A 16426-nucleotide genomic window follows, 5' to 3' on the forward strand; every position below is an offset into this window, starting at 1 on the left:
GAACCTCACCCGGCCAGGCGCGGCGTACCAGCGGTCAGCCGCGCGGACGGGCAACACCCGCCGTGGGCGCAGAGATGAAACAGGGAGACACGGATGGCGAACGGCGAAAGCGAAGTCGGGGCAGACGCCCCGGCCGGCGGTTTCGTTCAACTGCTCACCCCCGAAGGGGAGCGGATCGATAGCGTCACCACGGCGGACGGCGCCACGTACTCGGTCGACTTCACCGACGACGAGTACCGCGAGCTCTACAAGGACCTCGTCACGGTGCGACGCCTCGACGCCGAGGCGACCGCCCTGCAGCGGCAGGGCGAGCTCGGCATCTGGGCCAGCCTGCTGGGCCAGGAGGCCGCGCAGGTCGGCTCCGGGCGCGCGCTGCGCCCCCAGGACATGGCCTTCCCGACGTACCGGGAGCACGGCGTCCTCTACACGCGTGGCATCGACCCGATCATGCCGTTCGGCCTGTTCCGCGGTGTCGACCAGGGCGGCTGGGACGCGAACAAGTACAAGTTCAACGGCTACACGATCGTCATCGGCTCACAGACGCTGCACGCGACCGGCTACGCCATGGGCGTGACCATGGACGGCAAGACCGGCAGCCCCGACGGCGAGGCGGTCATCGCGTACTTCGGTGACGGCGCCACCAGCCAGGGCGAGGTCAACGAGTCGTTCGTCTGGGCCGGCGTGTTCAACGCACCGATGGTCTTCTTCTGCCAGAACAACCAGTACGCGATCTCCGAGCCGCTCGAGCGGCAGACGCGCATCCCGCTCTACCGACGGGCCGACGGCTTCGGCTTCCCCGGCATCCGCATCGACGGCAACGACGTGCTGGCCACCTTCGCGGTGACCCGGGCGGCGCTGGACAACGCGCGCAACGGGCAGGGCCCGACGTTGATCGAGGCCTACACCTACCGGATGGGCGCGCACACCAGCTCCGACGACCCGACGCGTTACCGCATCGCCAGCGAGGTCGAGTCCTGGAAGGCCAAGGACCCGATCAGCCGCATGAAGGCGTTCCTGACCAAGCAGCAGTTGGCCGACGACACGTTCTTCGGCGAGGTCGATGACGCCGCCCGGACGCTGGCCCTCGACCTGCGCGAGCGGGTGCTCGCCATGCCGGACCCGCAGCCGGTCTCCATGTTCGACCACGTCTACCCGAACGGTTCGCCCGAGGTCGACGCGCAGCGCAAGCAGTTCGCCGATTACCAGGCATCGTTCGAGGGGAGCGCCCACTGATGGTTGAGACGATCACTCTCGGCAAGGCCCTCAACCACGGCCTGCGCCGCGCGCTCGAGAACGACTCCAAGGTCGTCATCATGGGCGAGGACGTCGGCAAGCTCGGCGGCGTGTTCCGGATCACCGACGGCCTGCAGAAGGACTTCGGCGAGGACCGGGTCATCGACAGCCCGCTGGCCGAGGCCGGCATCGTCGGCACCGCGGTCGGCCTGGCCATCCGCGGCTACCGGCCGGTGTGCGAGATCCAGTTCGACGGGTTCGTCTTCCCGGCCTACAACCAGATCGTCGCCCAGGTCGCGAAGATGTACTACCGCTCGATGGGCAAGGTCCGCATCCCGATCGTCATCCGCATTCCTTACGGCGGCGGCATCGGCGCGGTCGAGCACCACTCCGAGTCGCCCGAGGCGTACTTCGCGCACACCGCCGGCCTCAAGGTCGTGACCTGCGCAAACCCGACGGACGCGTACGTGATGATCCAGCAGGCGATCGCCTCCGACGACCCCGTCGTGTTCTTCGAGCCGAAGCGCCGCTACTGGGAGAAGGGCGAGGTCGACCTCGACATCGACCTGGCCGGCGCGTACCCGCTGCACGCCTCCCGGGTGGCCCGCGAGGGCACGGACGCCACGGTGATCGCCTACGGCCCGATGGTCCGGGTGGCCCTCGACGCCGCCACGGCCGCCGCGGAGGACGGTCGCAACCTCGAGGTCATCGACCTGCGCACGCTCTCCCCGCTCGACCTGGACCCGGTCTACGCGTCGATTCGCAAGACGGGCCGCGCCGTGGTCGTCCACGAGGCGCCGGGCAACCTGGGCCTGGGCTCCGAGATCGCCGCCCGGATCACGGAGGAGTGCTTCTACTCCCTCGAGGCGCCGGTCCTGCGCGTGACGGGCTACGACACGCCGTACCCGGCGTCCCGCGTCGAGGAGGAATACCTCCCCGACCTGGACCGCGTCCTGGACGCCGTCGACCGCTCCTTCGGCTGGTGACGCCGATGTCGCGGATCAAGGAATTCACCCTGCCCGACCTCGGCGAAGGCCTGACCGAGGGCGAGATCCTCGCCTGGCTGGTCAAGGTCGGCGACACGATCGAGCTGAACCAGCCGATCGTCGAGGTCGAGACGGCCAAGGCCGCGGTCGAGATCCCGGCCAAGTGGGGCGGGGTCGTGACCCGCATCTTCCACGAGGCGGGAACGACCGTGGAGGTCGGCTCGCCGATCGTCGCCATCGACACCGACCCGTCGGCGGGCCCGCTGCCCGACGACGCGTCCGGTTCCGGTGCGGCCGCCGGTCCGAACCTGCCCGTGCCGTCGGCGGAGTCGCTGGCCGCGGTGGAGGTCGCGCCCGAGGAGGGCGCGGTCGAGCCCGGCCTGATCGGTGGTCCGGCGCCGGGTGGGCGCACGGCCATTCTGGTGGGGTACGGCCCGCGCACGGTGGCTGCCAAGCGCCGGACCCGCACGGGTACGGCCGCAGCGCCGCCCGCTCCCGTGGCTTCGGCTCCCGTCGCGCCCGCTCCCGTGGCGCCGGCGGCTCCCGCTCCCGTGGCCGCGCCGGCTCCCGTGGCCGCGCCGCCCCCGGCGGGCGTGGGACGGGCCGGCGGGCCGGTGCTCGCCAAGCCGCCCGTGCGCAAGCTCGCCAAGGACCTCGGGGTCGACCTGTTCTCCCTCGTGGGAAGCGGTCCGATGGGTTCCGTCACGCGCGATGACGTGCACGCCGCGGCCGCTCGGGAGATCACCGCTCCCGCGGCTGTCGCGCCCGTCAACGGCGCGGCGGCAGCGGTGTTCGACGCCTCGCGCGAGCAGCGGATCCCGATCAAGGGCGTCCGGAAGCTCACGGCCGAGAACATGGTGGCGTCGGCCTTCACCGCACCGCACGTCACGGAGTTCCTCACCGTCGACGTGACGCGGTCGATGAAGTCGCTGGAGCGGCTCAAGAGCCGGCCCGAGTTCCGCGACGTGCGGATCTCGCCGCTGCTCCTCGTGGCCAAGGCGGTACTGCTGGCCGTCAAGCGCCACCCGATGATCAACTCGACCTGGGCGGGCCAGACGAACGAGATCGTCGTGAAGGACTACGTCAACCTGGGGATCGCGGCCGCGACACCCCGCGGGCTGATCGTGCCGAACGTCAAGGACGCCGGCCGGCTCACCCTGCGGGAACTGGCCGAGGCGCTGAACGACCTGGTGCAGGTGGCCAAGTCGGGCAAGACGCCGCCCGCCGACATGTCCGGTGGCACCTTCTCGATCACGAACGTCGGGGTCTTCGGCGTCGACACGGGCACGCCGATCCTGCCGCCGGGCGAGTCGGCGATCCTGTGCTTCGGCGCGATCCGCCCGATGCCGTGGGTGCACAAGGGGAAGATCAAGATCCGCCAGGTCACCACGCTGGGCCTCTCGTTCGACCACCGGATCGTGGACGGCGAGCTCGGATCGAAGTTCCTCCGCGACATCGGCCGCTTCCTGGAGGACCCGGAGGGCGCCCTGCTCTCCTGGACGTAGTTATTCGGCAGGGCGACCGCCCAACCTTAGATTCTTAGGTAGGTAAGCGGGATCACCCCATGATTCGTTGGTGGCCTGTGCTCCGGCGCGGTTAAATGGATTCAAGGCCGGAACACAGACCACCACCAACGAGGCCCACAAGGCCAGGGGAGATGAGTACCGCCATGAGCACCCTCGACCGCATTCGTAGCCGCCGGCTCGCCAAGCGCGAGGCCCGTGCCATCGACCGGGCGTGGAAGACGGCGCCGACGCAGTCCATGCGAAACGAGATCGCCATCTTCGCCCAGCAGCGGGTCTTCTGATCCCGACGGGCCTCGACGCCCGGTCTCCGATCGCTCGCGTTCGCCGACCGCCCGTCCGCCCGGCTCCGGGACGCCCGATGTCGCTCGCTCGACTCGGGCGACCCGCTGCTCGACTGCGGGCCGTCCGCTTGTCGCTCGCTCGACTCGGACAGCCCGCTGCTCGACTCCGGGACCGCCTTCTCGCCCGCCAGCGAGGGGTTGTGTCCTCAGTGGGACATCCTCCGTCCCCAACCCACAGCGTCCTCGATCACCTCGCTGATCGAGGACGCGCACAAAGCCCCGACCGGCACGCCGGTCGGGGCTTTGTCGCATCCGGTCATGTTCCTCTCGTCCATGGCCCGCAGACCGCCTCGCGGAGGTTGTCGCTGTTTGCCCTGGGCGGGCAGTAACGGTCAGAGCCGCAGAACGGACAACGAACTCCTCTCCTGATAGGACCGTCGAGGTCGGTCGCATTCTCGCAGCACAAGTCCGACTCTTAGGACAATTCTCTAGGCCTGTAGTCTCGGCACCGAGCGGCGTGTGCATGATCACGTTCGGTGGTCTCCTGGCACGTGAACCGCTCCGGACGGCGTACACCGGGATTCCGACAGTCGGCCTCGACCGGTACGGTTGGGCACGGTCATCCGCCCCGGCTCGGCCGGCCAGGGCGGCGGCCAGGGTCACGCCCAGCTCTACAAGTCGGCCGCGTCCGTGCGTAAGGTGGCACGGCCGACAGTCATGGAGGAGGCGGATATGACGTCCGAGGGCCAGCAAGCCGGTCGCCGGCCGGGGGCCATGTCGGGCGGCGGCACCGAGCCGTTCGGCAATGAGAGCCTTCCCGCGGGCGCGTTCCCGCCGGATGCCTCCCTGCCGGGCGCGTTCCCGCCAGACGTGTCCCCGCCCGGCGCTTCCCAGCCCGGTGCTTCCCAGCCTGGCGCCTTCTCGCCGGGCACCTCCCAGCCCGGCGCCTTCCCGCCGGCCGCGTCTCAGCCCGGTGCGTCCGAACCGGGTCCGTCGTATCCGCACGCCCAGGGCTCGCTCCCCAGTGCCTACGCCCCGCCGCCGCAAGCGACGCCGAACGGCGGCTCGCCGTTCGTGGTTCCCGCCGTGCCGCCGGCCGGGCAGGCCGCGTCGCCGCAAGGTCCGGCGTTCGGCCCCGGAGCCGCCCAGTTCGCTTCCTCATCGGGCCCCGCGCGGGGTTCCGCGCCCGATTTGCCGCAAGCGTCGACTTCCGAGAGTCCGTCACACGGCTCGGCCCTGCCCACCCGCAACTCCCAGGCGCGAGGCTCCGCCGGCGGTCAGCAACCTCCCGCTCACCAGCCGCCCGCCGCCCCGCAGACTCCTCCGGGCCACGCCGAACAGCACTCGGCATGGGCGCCGCCGCCACCCGCGCGGCCGTCCGACGAGGCCAATCCGTTCGAGCCGCACCCGTACCGTCAGGCGCAGGGCGGCCAGCTCCCCCAGCGCTCCCCCGGCGTCGCGGGAGGTCCGCTCTCCGGCCCGGTCGGCGAGTTCAACGGCTTCACCCCCGCCCGGCCGGCGTCGAACGCACCCGCCGACATGCCGAGGCGTCTTCCTGCGGCGGCCGACGACCAGCAGTCAGCCGGCCGGCCGGCGGGCGTCTCGGCCTTCGGCGACCAGAGCATCCGCGTTCCGGGCGCCACGCTGACCGACCTTCCGGAGGGTGCGCCGCCCCGCAGCACCGGTCCCGGCCGCGGTGGGTCACCCGAGAGCGTCGGTTTTCCCGTACGCGGCCAAGCGCCCGAGGGCGCCAGCTTCCCGCTCCGAGGCAGCTCTTCGGGTGACACCGGAGGCTTCGGCCGCCGCGCGGACCGTGCTCCGTCGTTCTCGTCGCCACCGGAAGCCGCACGCCAGCCCTTCGACAGCCGCCAGGCGGAAGCCCCACACCAGGCGTTCGATACCCGCCAGCCGGAATCCTCGCGTCAGCCGTTCGACACCCGCCAGCAGAACGCCGGCGAGGCGGCCCCTCTTCAGCGATCCGAATCGGGAAGTTTCGGACGGAATGACGCGGAGGACGACGCACCTCTTCATCGGACTGACCGCCCGGAGAACGTGGCCCAATACCCCCAGCGCGTCCCCGGGGCTTCCTTCGAATCACCGGAGGCGGCCCGTCCGGAATCACCGAGCTACCCGCAACGTGTGCGCGGCGCCTCGCTGAATACCGGCGCCGCTCCCGTCACGACCGAGCCCCGCGACTCGGCATCGGCACCCCAGCCCCGCGACTCCGCGTTCCTGCCTCAGGCCCGCGACTCCGCGTTCCTGCCTCAGGCCCGCGACTCCGCGTTCACGCCTCAAGGCCGCGACTCCGGGTTCACCTCTCAGGCAGGCGACTCTGCCCCGGTGCCGCAGCCCCGCGACTCCGGCCCGGTGCCGCAGCCCCGCGACTCCGCCGAGCGTTCCGATGCCGCCGCCGAGCCTGGTGCGGAACACACCACCCCGGCGAAGGGTTCGGCGCGCCCGGTGTCCGCGAGCGCATCGGTGCCGGCAGCCAGCCGCGTCGCACCCTTGGAGCCGGAAGAGCTCCCGCCGCCGCCTCCCGTGGCACAGTCCCGCGTCTACGGACGTCCCGCCTCGGCGCCCGAGCAGGACAACGCCGACTACCGCGACGACGAATCCCCGGCGGACGGCAACCTCGGCACCGCACCCACCTCGGGCGGCGCCGGCTCGGACAACCCCGACGGCCTCTACGGCTCACGACCGACGTCCGGCGCCGCTGACGGCACGGTCCGGCCGGGCACGTTCGGCGCGGCACCCCCGGACGGCCCCTTCGGCGCTCGGCCCGCCACCGGTGCATCGGCCACGCAGAATCCCTTCGGCCCCCGCCCCACGGCGGGCTCACCGGCCGCCGACGGCCTTTTCGGCGCCCGACCCACCGCCGGCTCCCCGGCCGAGGACGACCCCTTCGGCGCACGGTCCGCCACCGGTCCACCCACCACCGAGCGCCCGTTCGGCGAACGACCGGCCTCCGGCTCATCGGCCGGCCGGGAATTCGGCACCGCGGCGACGTCCGGATCCGGCTCCGATCCCAACGGCGGCGGCGCCCGCCCCGTCAGCGACGGCTTCGGCCAGACGCCCGACGACCGCCCGTTCGGCAGCAGCGGCGACGACCGCCCCTTCGACACCGGACCCGGTGACCGCCCCTTCGGCAGGAACGACGGCGACGACCGCCCGTTCGGCAGCAGCGGCGACGACCGTCCCTTCGGCAGGAACGACGGTGACGACCGCCCCTTCGGCACCGAACCCGGTGACCGCCCCTTCGACGCCGGCAGCGACGACCGCCCGTTCGGCACGGGCAGCGGTGAGCGTCCGTTCGGTGCGGGCAGCGCCGGCCCCGCCTCGGGAGCCTTCGACGACCAGGCGCCGGATCGCTTCAGCCCTCCGCCGAACCGGCCGGGAACCTACGGCACCCCGCCCTCCGGTCCGCCGGAGACCACGCCACCCACCGGCGGCCCGTTCGGCGCGGCTCCCGTCTCCGGCGGGGATCCGTCCGGCCGGATAGCGGGACGCGCCTCGGCCAGCGCCCGGGTCTCGCCGCCCGTCCAGCCCTTCGCGCCGACTCCAGGCTCCCCGGCCCCGGGCTCGTTCACCCCGGGCTCCCCGGCCCCGGGCTCGTACGCCCCGGGCTCCCCGACGCCGGGCTCCTTCACTTCGGGATCACCGGCTCCGGGTTCGTACACTCCGGGATCACCGGCTCCGGGCTCGCCGTCCGCGGGCTCGCTGTTCCCGGGAGCGCCGGCTGCGGGTCCACCTGCGAGCGGCACCCATGACGGCCCCGGCGCCGCGGCGTTCAGCGAGTTCACGACGGACATCGCGGGACGTGGCCGTCCCGGGTACCCCGAACGGCCCGGGTATCCCGAGCAGCCCGGGTATCCCGACCAGCCCGGATCCATGCCGGGAAGTGCCGCCGCCCGTACCACCTCACAGGACTACAGCGAGCACACGACCGATGTCGCGGGCCGCGGACACGGGCCGGACCAGCCCTACTCCTCGGCGATGCACTCCGCGCCGCCGCGGGACGCCGCGCAGGATTCCACGCAGCCCTTCGGCGAACGGCCGCCCACAGCCAACGCCTACGCGGCGGCGCCGAGTCCCACCCCGCCGTTCGGGGAACGGCCTCGGCCGGCAGCAGCGGATTCCACGCAGCCCTTCGGGGAGCGGCCGCAGACGGGTGCGGCCAGCCGGGCCACGGTCATGCCGCCCGACGCCGAGACGACGGCGAGCTGGCCGGGCAGCGCGGACCAGGACGACGACCAGGACCGGTTCAACTCGTTCCAGCCGGATGTGCCGACCACCGAGGTGGCCAAGCCCGAGACCACGCACGTACGGATGCTGCCGGTGCTCCTCGGTGTCATCCTCGGCGCCGGCCTGCTGGTCGGGCTGACGTTCGGCATCACCTGGCTGATCGCCCGGGGTTCGGACACCGGCGGCTTCTCCGTGAGCACCGGCGACTGCGTCAAGCGGGACGGCACCCAGGCGGTGACCGCCAAGTGCAGCGACGCGGACGCCTACGAGGTGACGGCCGTCGTCGACGCGAAGGAGAAGTGCTCGGACCCGGGCCAGCCCTACGTGTTGAACCCGACCAAGGACAACAAGACCCAGGTCCTCTGCCTGAAGCGCCGAAGCTGACGATCGTCGTGTGCCGAGCCCCACTGTGTTCGGGGCGGGTCCGGCTCTGCCCGTCAGGCACGATGGGATCATGACTGCGCGCGTGCGGGCGCCCGAGTTTCGGGGCCGAGGCTGGCTGAACACCGGTGGCAGGGAGTTGACGCTCGCCGACCTTCGGGGACGGCTCGTGGTGCTCGACTTCTGGACCTTCTGCTGCATCAACTGCCTGCACGTCCTCGACGAGCTACGTCCCCTGGAAGAGAAGTACGGCGACGCCCTCGTCGTCATCGGAGTGCACTCGCCGAAGTTCGAGCATGAGCGCGACCCCGTTGCCCTGGCCGCCGCCGTGGAGCGGTACGGCGTGCATCACCCCGTCCTCGACGACGCCGACATGGTGATGTGGCAGCAGTACGCCGCGAAGGCCTGGCCCACCCTGAGCGTCATCGACCCCGAGGGATACGTCGTCGCCTCGATGGCCGGCGAAGGTCACGCCGAGGGGCTGAGCAGGCTGCTCGACGAACTCATCGCCACCCACGAGGCCAAGGGCACCCTGCGCCGCGGCGACGGGCCGTACGTCGCCGCGACGGCGGATGACACGCTGCTGCGATTCCCCGGCAAGGTCATCGAGCTGCCCAGCGGCAACCTGCTGGTCTCCGACTCGGCGCGGCATTCGGTGGCCGAGCTGACCCCGGACGGCGACGCCCTGGTACGCCGGATCGGCACCGGCGAGCGCGGCCGCGCCGACGGCCCGGCCGACCGGGCGAGCTTCTCCGAGCCCCAGGGACTCTGCCTGCTTCCCGACGGCCGGACGGTCGTCGTCGCGGACACCGTCAACCACCTGCTGCGCGGCGTCGATCTGGAGTCCGGCGAGGTGCGGACGCTCGCCGGCACCGGCCGTCAGTGGCGGTCCGTGGACGACGACGGTGTCTCGCTGTCGTCGCCGTGGGACGTCGCCTGGTTCTCCGACCGGGTCGTCGTCGCGATGGCCGGCATCCACCAGCTCTGGTGGTTCGACCCGGCGAGCGGCGACACGGGCGTCTACGCCGGCACGACGGTCGAGTCGCTGCGGGACGGCCCGATCCCGGATGTCTGGATGGCGCAACCGTCCGGCTTGTCCGCGTACGGGGAGAAGCTCTGGATCGCCGACAGCGAGACGTCCGCGCTGCGCTGGATCGAGGCCGGTGAACTACACACCGCGGCCGGTCAGGGGCTCTTCGATTTCGGTCACGTCGACGGCGCCGGCAAGGAGGCGCTGTTGCAGCACCCGCTGGGCGTCGGCGCGCTTCCGGACGGGTCGGTGCTGGTCGCGGACACCTACAACGGTGCGGTACGCCGCTATGACCCGGCGACCGACGAGATGTCCACCGTCGATTCCGGTCTGGCCGAGCCGAGCGACGTCCTCGTCACCCGTGCCGGGGACGTGTTCGTGGTCGAGTCGGGCGCGCACCGCCTCGTCCGCTTGGCGCCGGGCACGGTCAAGACGGTCGAGGGCGAGCGTCACCGCACCGAACGGCCGCCGTCGCCGCTGGCGCCGGGCGAGGTCACCCTGGACGTGGTCTTCACGCCGGCCCCGGGTCAGAAGCTCGACACGACGTACGGCCCGTCGACGCGCCTGGTCGTCTCGGCGGCGCCGCCGGAACTGCTGCTGGAGGGCGAGGGCACCGGCACCGCCCTCTCGCGGCGGCTGGTGCTCAATCCGGCCGTACCCCAGGGGATCCTGCAGGTTGTCGCGCAGGCCGCCACCTGCGATGCCGACGTCGAGCACGCGGCCTGCCATCTCACCCGGCAGGACTGGGGCGTCCCGGTCGTGGTCGACCCGACCGGCCCCGACCGCCTGCCGCTGATTCTCCGCGGGCTGGACGCCTGAACCGCGGCGGTCACAGCCGTTGGCCATCTCGCTACTACTTGCTAGTAACCTACGGTGCCGTAACCTGGAGCTTGTGACGACTTCGACTCCGTTCCGGATGAAGCCGGCCGACCTCGGCAAGCCGCGGATGCGCGGCCGGCTGCACCAGTACGCGTTCTACGTCGCGCTCGTCTGCGGCGTCGTACTGTGCTCGATCGCCGCCTCGCGACCGGGGGTCTCGCCCTTTCTGAGCTGCCTCGTCTACAGCCTGACCGTGTGCGGGCTGTTCGGCATCAGCGCGCTGTACCACCGCCGGATCTGGAGCGAGCGCGGTTACCAGATCATGCGGCGGATGGACCACTCGATGATCTTCATCTTCATCGCGGGGACGTACACGCCGTTCTGCATCCTGCTGCTGCACAGCGGGAAGGCCACGGTGATGCTGAGCCTGATCTGGGCCGGCGCCATCGGAGGCGTCGCTCTCAAGAGCATCTGGCCGCACCTGCCCCGCTGGGTGGGTGCGCCGCTCTATCTGGCCCTCGGCTGGGGCGCGGTCGCGATCCTGCCGGACATCACCCGCAACGGTGGCGTCGCCGATCTGGTCCTGCTCGCCGCCGGCGGCCTGATCTACAGCGCCGGTGCGGTGTTCTACGCACTGCGCAGGCCGAACCCGTGGCCGACCGTATTCGGTCACCACGAGTTCTTTCACGCCTGCACCCTGATCGCGGCGATCTGCCACCACATCGCCATCTACTTCGCGCTCTATGCGTAGAAGCGGTCACGCACCGTAGGACGGCGGCGGCGGGGGCTGCTGCCGCGTGGTCTGGCGGTACTCCTCGACGACATGACCGTCGCGGTAGGCGGCGTCGTCGCGGACCACCGGACGCTCGACCACGGTGGCGGGCCGGCGCCGGCTGTTCCAGTACCAGAGCGTGACGATCAAGCCGATCAGGCCGGCCAGCATGAGTACGTAGCCGACCACGTTGATGTCGAGACCGCTGATCTCGGCGTTGACGGCGAACGCGAGGATCGCCCCCAGCGCCAGGAGAAAGATGCTTCCGCCGATGCCCATCGTGGACCTCCCTGGCTCGTGCTGCCGCTCCGAGCCGCGGCAATTTGTCGATGCGTGTGTCTACCCATCCGGCCCGGGGCTCAATCAGTCATGCTCTTCCCATGACCGCACGTACCCTCGTCCTGATGCGCCACTCCAAGGCGGAACATCCCGGTGAGCTGACCGACTTCGAACGCCAACTGACCGATCGCGGCCGCCGGGACGCGGGCGCGGCGGGGGCGTGGCTGGCCGCGGAGGGTCTGCGCCCCGGGCTGGTGTTGTGCTCGTCCGCGACGCGTACCCGGCAGACCTGGCATGGCGTGGCGGTGGCACTGGGCCGGGACGACACGAGCCCCGCGCCGGAGGTCCGCTACGAGGACGGCCTCTACGACGGCGGACGCACCGAGATGATCGACCTGCTGAGGGCCGTGCCGGACTCGATCGGAACCGTACTGGTCGTGGCGCACAACCCCACCGTGTCCGATGTGTCCATTCTGCTCGCGGACGGCACGACGTCGCTCCGCGAGGGCCTGGCGACGTCCGGGGTCGCCGTACACCGGGCGGGAGGCTGGTGGTCGACCACCGAGCCGGGCTCGATGCCGCTCGTGACGACGCACACCGCCCGCGGCTGAGCATACGAAAAACCGGCGGACATCCTTGTCCGCCGGTTTTCCGTCTTCAGGAGAGAGCGAAGCCTTTTACGCCCTCAGGGGAGAGCGAAGCTCAGAAGGCCTCTTCGGGGAGGTCCATCAGGTCGAGCGTGGTGTTCTCGATGATCCGGCGGTCCGCGCCGATCCGGGGCAGGATCTCCCGGGTGAAGAACCGGGCCGCGGCCACCTTGCCCTCGTAGAAGGACTTGTCCGACGCGCTCAGCTCGGTGCCGAGCTTCTTCAGCGCCACCTCGGCGCCGCGCAGCAGCAGCCAGGAGACGACCACGTCGCCGAGCGCCAGCAGCACCCGCCGCGAGGTCAGGCCCACCTTGTAGAGCTCGCGGGACTCGCCGCCCTGGACCGCCTGGAGCCAGCCCATCTGCACGCCGAGGATGGCCTGGAGCTCGCCGAGCGCCTTGCCCAGCGCCAGTCGCTCCTCCTTGAGCTGACCGTTGCCGGCCTCGCTCTCGATGAACTCCTGCATCTCGCCGGCGACCGTGGCGAGCGCGCGGCCGTTGTCCTTCACGATCTTGCGGAAGATCAGATCGAGGCTCTGGATCGCCGTCGTGCCCTCGTACAGGGTGTCGATCTTGGCGTCGCGGACGTACTGCTCGAGCGGGTAGTCCTGCAGGAAGCCGGAGCCGCCGAAGGTCTGCAGCGACTCGTGGCCGAGCAGCTCGTACGCCCGTTCCGAACCCACGCCCTTGACCAGCGGGAGCAGGAAGTCGTTGACCCGGGCCGCCGTCTTGGCCGCCTTGTCATCGCCCGCCGCCTGCGCGATGGCGACCTTGTCCTGCCAGGTCGCGGTGTAGATGACCAGGGAGCGCAGACCCTCCGCGTACGACTTCTGCAGCATCAGCGAGCGGCGTACGTCGGGGTGGTGGGTGATCGTGACGCGCGGGGCGGCCTTGTTCGAGCTCTCGGTCAGGTCGGCGCCCTGGACGCGGTTCTTCGCGTACTCCAGCGCGTTCAGGTAACCCGTCGAGAGGGTGGCGATCGCCTTCGTGCCGACCATCATCCGGGCATACTCGATGATCATGAACATCTGCCGGATGCCGTCGTGCACCTCGCCGAGCAGCCAGCCCTTCGCCGGGGTGCCGTGCTCGCCCATCGTGATCTCGCACGTGTTCGAGACCTTGAGGCCCATCTTGTGCTCGACGTTCGTGGCGTAGACGCCGTTGCGCTCGCCCAGCTCGCCGGTCTCCGCGTCGAAGTGGAACTTCGGCACGATGAACAGCGACAGGCCCTTGGTGCCCGGGCCGCCGACGCCCTCGACGCCCACGGGGCGGGCGAGCACGTAGTGGATGATGTTGTCGCTGAGGTCGTGCTCACCCGAGGTGATGAAGCGCTTGACGCCTTCGATGTGCCAGGAGCCGTCCGCCTGCGGGATGGCCCGGGCCCGGCCGGCACCGACGTCGGAGCCCGCGTCGGGCTCGGTCAGCACCATCGTCGAACCCCACTGCTTGTCGACGAAGAGCTTCGCCCACCTCTTCTGCTCCTCGGTGCCCTCGACCTCGACGACGTGCGCGAAGGAGGGACCGGAGGAGTACATCCAGATGGGGGCGTTGGCGCCGAGAATCTGCTCGGCGATGGCCCACCAGAGCGCCCGCGGCGCGAAGGTGCCACCGAGGTGCTCGGGGAGGTCGAGGCGCCAGAACTCGGACGCCATGAAGGCGGCGTACGACTTCTTGAACGACTCGGGCAGCGGCGCGGTGTGAGTCGCCGGGTCGAACTTCGGGGGGTTGCGGTCCGCGTCGGTGTAGCTGGCCGCGAGGTCCTCGCGGGCGAGCCGGTTCACCTCCGCCAGCACGTCGCGTGCGGTGTCGGCGTCGATGCCGTCGAACGGCGCCTGGCCGAACGCGCGATCCGCCCCGAAGACCTCGAAGAGGTTGAACTCCAGGTCGCGCAGATTGCTCTTGTAGTGAGTCATGTGTTCTTGGCCCCGCTCTCCGGACGCGAGTTACCCGTCAGTAACCACCACTGTATTACCCATCGGTAGCTCCGACAAGTCACTGCCGATCAATCGGGTGCCGGAGGCCCGAATTGAGCCGCGCGGCCGGTTGTCCGTCGTGTTGGGGGTCAAACGTCTCCGATCGGGTGGGAGGGCTGACAGCCGTTCGGTCATTTGGCGGCCGTCGCGGCGCGGGCACGTATCGACGCCTGCGCCGCGTCGTTGCTCCGGGTGTACGCGCAGGACGTACATAGACCCGGGGAGGTCTTTATGTTCACCACGATCAAGAGCCTTATTCCCGAGCCGCGCCAGGCCGACCAGCCCCGCCACTACATCGGGCGGCACCGTCAGCCCGAGCCGATCGCCGCCCGCGTCGCGGTGATCCCCGGCCCGGCGAATGAGGCCGACGCAGAACCGGCTGTCACGCCGCCGGCATGCGCCGAGGAGGCCTCCGCGAAGTAGGCGCCGCCGGCCGGCTAGCTGCCGGCCGCGCCGACCTCCCAGCTAGGCATCGGTACGGCCGGCCCGCCGTCGGACCCGGCGTACTCGAGCAGCACCAGGGCGATGTCGTCGTCCAGTTGCCCGTGCACCCAGTCGACGAGGGCGGTTTCCAGCGAGGCCAGGCCGTCGCCGACCGTACCGTGTCCCAGCAGCCGCCAGGCCCGGTCGGCCGTCGGGAAGAACTCGCCGTCGCGGCGGGCCTCGCCCAGGCCGTCGGTGAAGAGCAGCAACCGGTCGCCCGGCTCCAACCGCTCCACCCGGGGCTGAGCGACCGGCATGAAACCCAGCGGGGGCGCGGGCGCCGGCGGCTCGAGGGCGATGACCTGCCCGCGGCGCAGCAGCAGCGGAGCCGGATGTCCACAGTTGACGATGGTCAGTGTGCCGCCGCGCTCCTCGACCAGGGCGGCGGTCACGAAGTCCTCGTCGCCCACGCTGCGGGCCACGGCCCGGTCCAGGTCGGCGACGATGGCGCGCAGGTCGGCCCGCTCGTACGCGACGTGCCGGTACGACCCCAGCACGATGCTGGCCAGCCGCACCGCGTCGAGGCCCTTGCCCCGGACGTCGCCGATGATGATGCGGACCCCGTACGGGGTGTCGAGGGCCTCGTAGAGATCTCCACCGATGTCCGCGGCGGCCGACGCCGAGATGTAGCGACCCGCGACGGCCAGCGCGCCGACCTTCGGACCCAGCGGGCGCAGCACCGCCTGCTGGGCCACCGCGGCGAGCCGCAGCAACTCGGCGATCCGGGTGGCCTGTCGCTGCCGGATCGTCGCCACCGTGGCGGCGATGCCGGTGGCGAGCACCAGACCCAGCACATTGATCATTCCGACCGACCCGAACGAGCCGTTCGCGGTCGCGAAGATCAGGCCGGCGATGGTGGCGAGCCCGCCCACGGCCAGCACCGCCCGCCAGTACGCGAAGACCGCCGCCAGGAACGGCACGGCCGCGAAGAGTCCGACGAAATTGGCCTCTTCGCCGTCCGTCAGCTCCAACCCCGACACCGCGGCGAGCAGCACGAGGGCCGCGCCGAGACCGGCGCGGGATCCGGGACTGAGCGGGCGACGGCCCGACGGCAACTTAGGCATGGTTACGCCGAACAGCATGCCTGATCGAGACCAGCGGCTGCATCAAGTTGACCCCTAGTCTGACCGCGTTATGTCCACTCGGTGGTCCGCCCCCCGCACCGCGGTGACACCATCTCCGCGTGACATCGGACCTGCGTGATCTTCTGCGTGCCGGGTTCCGCTGGACGGAGCCCGAACCGGGCAGCGGTCTGCTCGTCAGCGACCGCTCGGGCTGGTGGCGCGACGCCCGGATCCTGGACGGCCTCGGCGCGGGCCTGGCCGGCCTCTTCCCGGACGCCCGGCCGACCGTCGTGGTCTCGCCTGAGGTGACCGGATTCATACTGGGCCCGCTCGTGGCACGCGCGCTCGGGGTGGGCTTCGTGGAGGCGTACCGCGCGGGTGCCCGCCGGCCCATCGCCGAACCCATGACCTGGGCGGAGGTCCCGGCCGACCACCGCGGCGACGCCCAGCACCTCGGCGTACGCACCCACCTGATCGGCGTGGACGACCGCGTCCTCGTGGTTGACGACTGGGCCGTGACCGGATCCCAGGCGCGGGGCCTGCACGTCCTCGCGTCCACCCTGGGCGCCACCGTGGTCGGCACGGCCGTGATCGTGGACGAGTGCCCGCCGCCGGTCGCCGCCGAGCTCGGCATCCGCGGTCTGCTCACCGGCGTCGATCTGAGCAGCGCACCCGGTGGTGGCTAGGTAGCGCTACTCAGGAGCGGGCGTA

The 16426-nt window shown here is 71.2% G+C and carries 13 protein-coding genes; 10 read left to right on the forward strand and 3 right to left on the reverse strand.

All coding sequences use genetic code 11. From position 1 onward, the window contains the following. Positions 1-93: 93 nt before the first annotated feature. From pdhA to trhA, 7 genes are all read left to right on the forward strand, one after another. Positions 94-1233, forward strand: coding sequence for a pyruvate dehydrogenase (acetyl-transferring) E1 component subunit alpha (pdhA, locus tag EDD30_RS19165; protein ID WP_071808107.1), 1140 nt, complete (start codon positions 94-96; stop codon positions 1231-1233). After that, complete coding sequence (locus tag EDD30_RS19170) at positions 1230-2219, forward strand: alpha-ketoacid dehydrogenase subunit beta (RefSeq protein WP_123678358.1); 990 nt, start codon at positions 1230-1232, stop codon at positions 2217-2219. The genes pdhA and EDD30_RS19170 overlap by 4 nt, the downstream gene beginning before the upstream one ends. 5 nt (positions 2220-2224) lie before the next feature. Then, on the forward strand, positions 2225-3724 hold the full coding sequence (locus EDD30_RS19175) for a dihydrolipoamide acetyltransferase family protein (protein WP_071808105.1): 1500 nt from the start codon (positions 2225-2227) through the stop codon (positions 3722-3724). A 164-nt stretch (positions 3725-3888) separates the two neighbouring features. Then, the gene (locus EDD30_RS39215) at positions 3889-4026 is read left to right on the forward strand and encodes a hypothetical protein (RefSeq protein WP_170047543.1); all 138 of its coding nucleotides are present in this window, start codon (positions 3889-3891) and stop codon (positions 4024-4026) included. A gap of 732 nt (positions 4027-4758) precedes the next feature. Then, the gene (locus EDD30_RS19180; protein ID WP_148088143.1) at positions 4759-8652 is read left to right on the forward strand and encodes an LppU/SCO3897 family protein; all 3894 of its coding nucleotides are present in this window, start codon (positions 4759-4761) and stop codon (positions 8650-8652) included. Positions 8653-8719: 67 nt separating this feature from the next. Continuing rightward, positions 8720-10498: an NHL domain-containing thioredoxin family protein gene (locus tag EDD30_RS19185; protein WP_071806410.1), complete on the forward strand. Its 1779-nt coding sequence runs from the start codon at positions 8720-8722 to the stop codon at positions 10496-10498. A gap of 73 nt (positions 10499-10571) precedes the next feature. Further along, positions 10572-11249, forward strand: coding sequence for a PAQR family membrane homeostasis protein TrhA (gene trhA / locus EDD30_RS19190; RefSeq protein ID WP_071806409.1), 678 nt, complete (start codon positions 10572-10574; stop codon positions 11247-11249). A gap of 6 nt (positions 11250-11255) precedes the next feature. Here the strand turns inward: trhA and EDD30_RS19195 are convergent, their stop codons facing one another. Beyond that, positions 11256-11549 (reverse strand): DUF6458 family protein, encoded by a 294-nt coding sequence (locus EDD30_RS19195; RefSeq protein ID WP_071806408.1) that lies wholly within the window; start codon positions 11547-11549, stop codon positions 11256-11258. A 101-nt stretch (positions 11550-11650) separates the two neighbouring features. Between EDD30_RS19195 and EDD30_RS19200 the strand changes: the two genes are divergently transcribed. Then, a complete protein-coding gene (locus EDD30_RS19200; protein WP_071806407.1) occupies positions 11651-12160 on the forward strand; it encodes a SixA phosphatase family protein in 510 nt (169 codons plus the stop codon). A 91-nt stretch (positions 12161-12251) separates the two neighbouring features. Here EDD30_RS19200 and EDD30_RS19205 read toward each other — a convergent pair whose 3' ends face one another. Beyond that, a complete protein-coding gene (locus EDD30_RS19205; RefSeq protein ID WP_071806406.1) occupies positions 12252-14108 on the reverse strand; it encodes an acyl-CoA dehydrogenase in 1857 nt (618 codons plus the stop codon). 291 nt (positions 14109-14399) lie between these two features. Here EDD30_RS19205 and EDD30_RS19210 point away from each other — a divergent pair, with 291 nt between their 5' ends. Continuing rightward, positions 14400-14591, forward strand: a complete 192-nt coding sequence (locus tag EDD30_RS19210) for a hypothetical protein (protein WP_143162747.1) — start codon at positions 14400-14402, stop codon at positions 14589-14591. Between the two features lie 14 nt (positions 14592-14605). Here the strand turns inward: EDD30_RS19210 and EDD30_RS19215 are convergent, their stop codons facing one another. Then, positions 14606-15733, reverse strand: a complete 1128-nt coding sequence (locus EDD30_RS19215) for a PP2C family protein-serine/threonine phosphatase (RefSeq protein WP_071806404.1) — start codon at positions 15731-15733, stop codon at positions 14606-14608. A 101-nt stretch (positions 15734-15834) separates the two neighbouring features. On the opposite strand from EDD30_RS19215, the gene EDD30_RS19220 reads away from it, so the two are divergent. After that, on the forward strand, positions 15835-16401 hold the full coding sequence (locus EDD30_RS19220) for a phosphoribosyltransferase (RefSeq protein WP_071806403.1): 567 nt from the start codon (positions 15835-15837) through the stop codon (positions 16399-16401). The last annotated feature ends 25 nt before the right edge of the window (positions 16402-16426 follow it).

Source organism: Couchioplanes caeruleus (assembly GCF_003751945.1).
Taxonomy (GTDB): Bacteria; Actinomycetota; Actinomycetes; order Mycobacteriales; family Micromonosporaceae; genus Actinoplanes; species Actinoplanes caeruleus.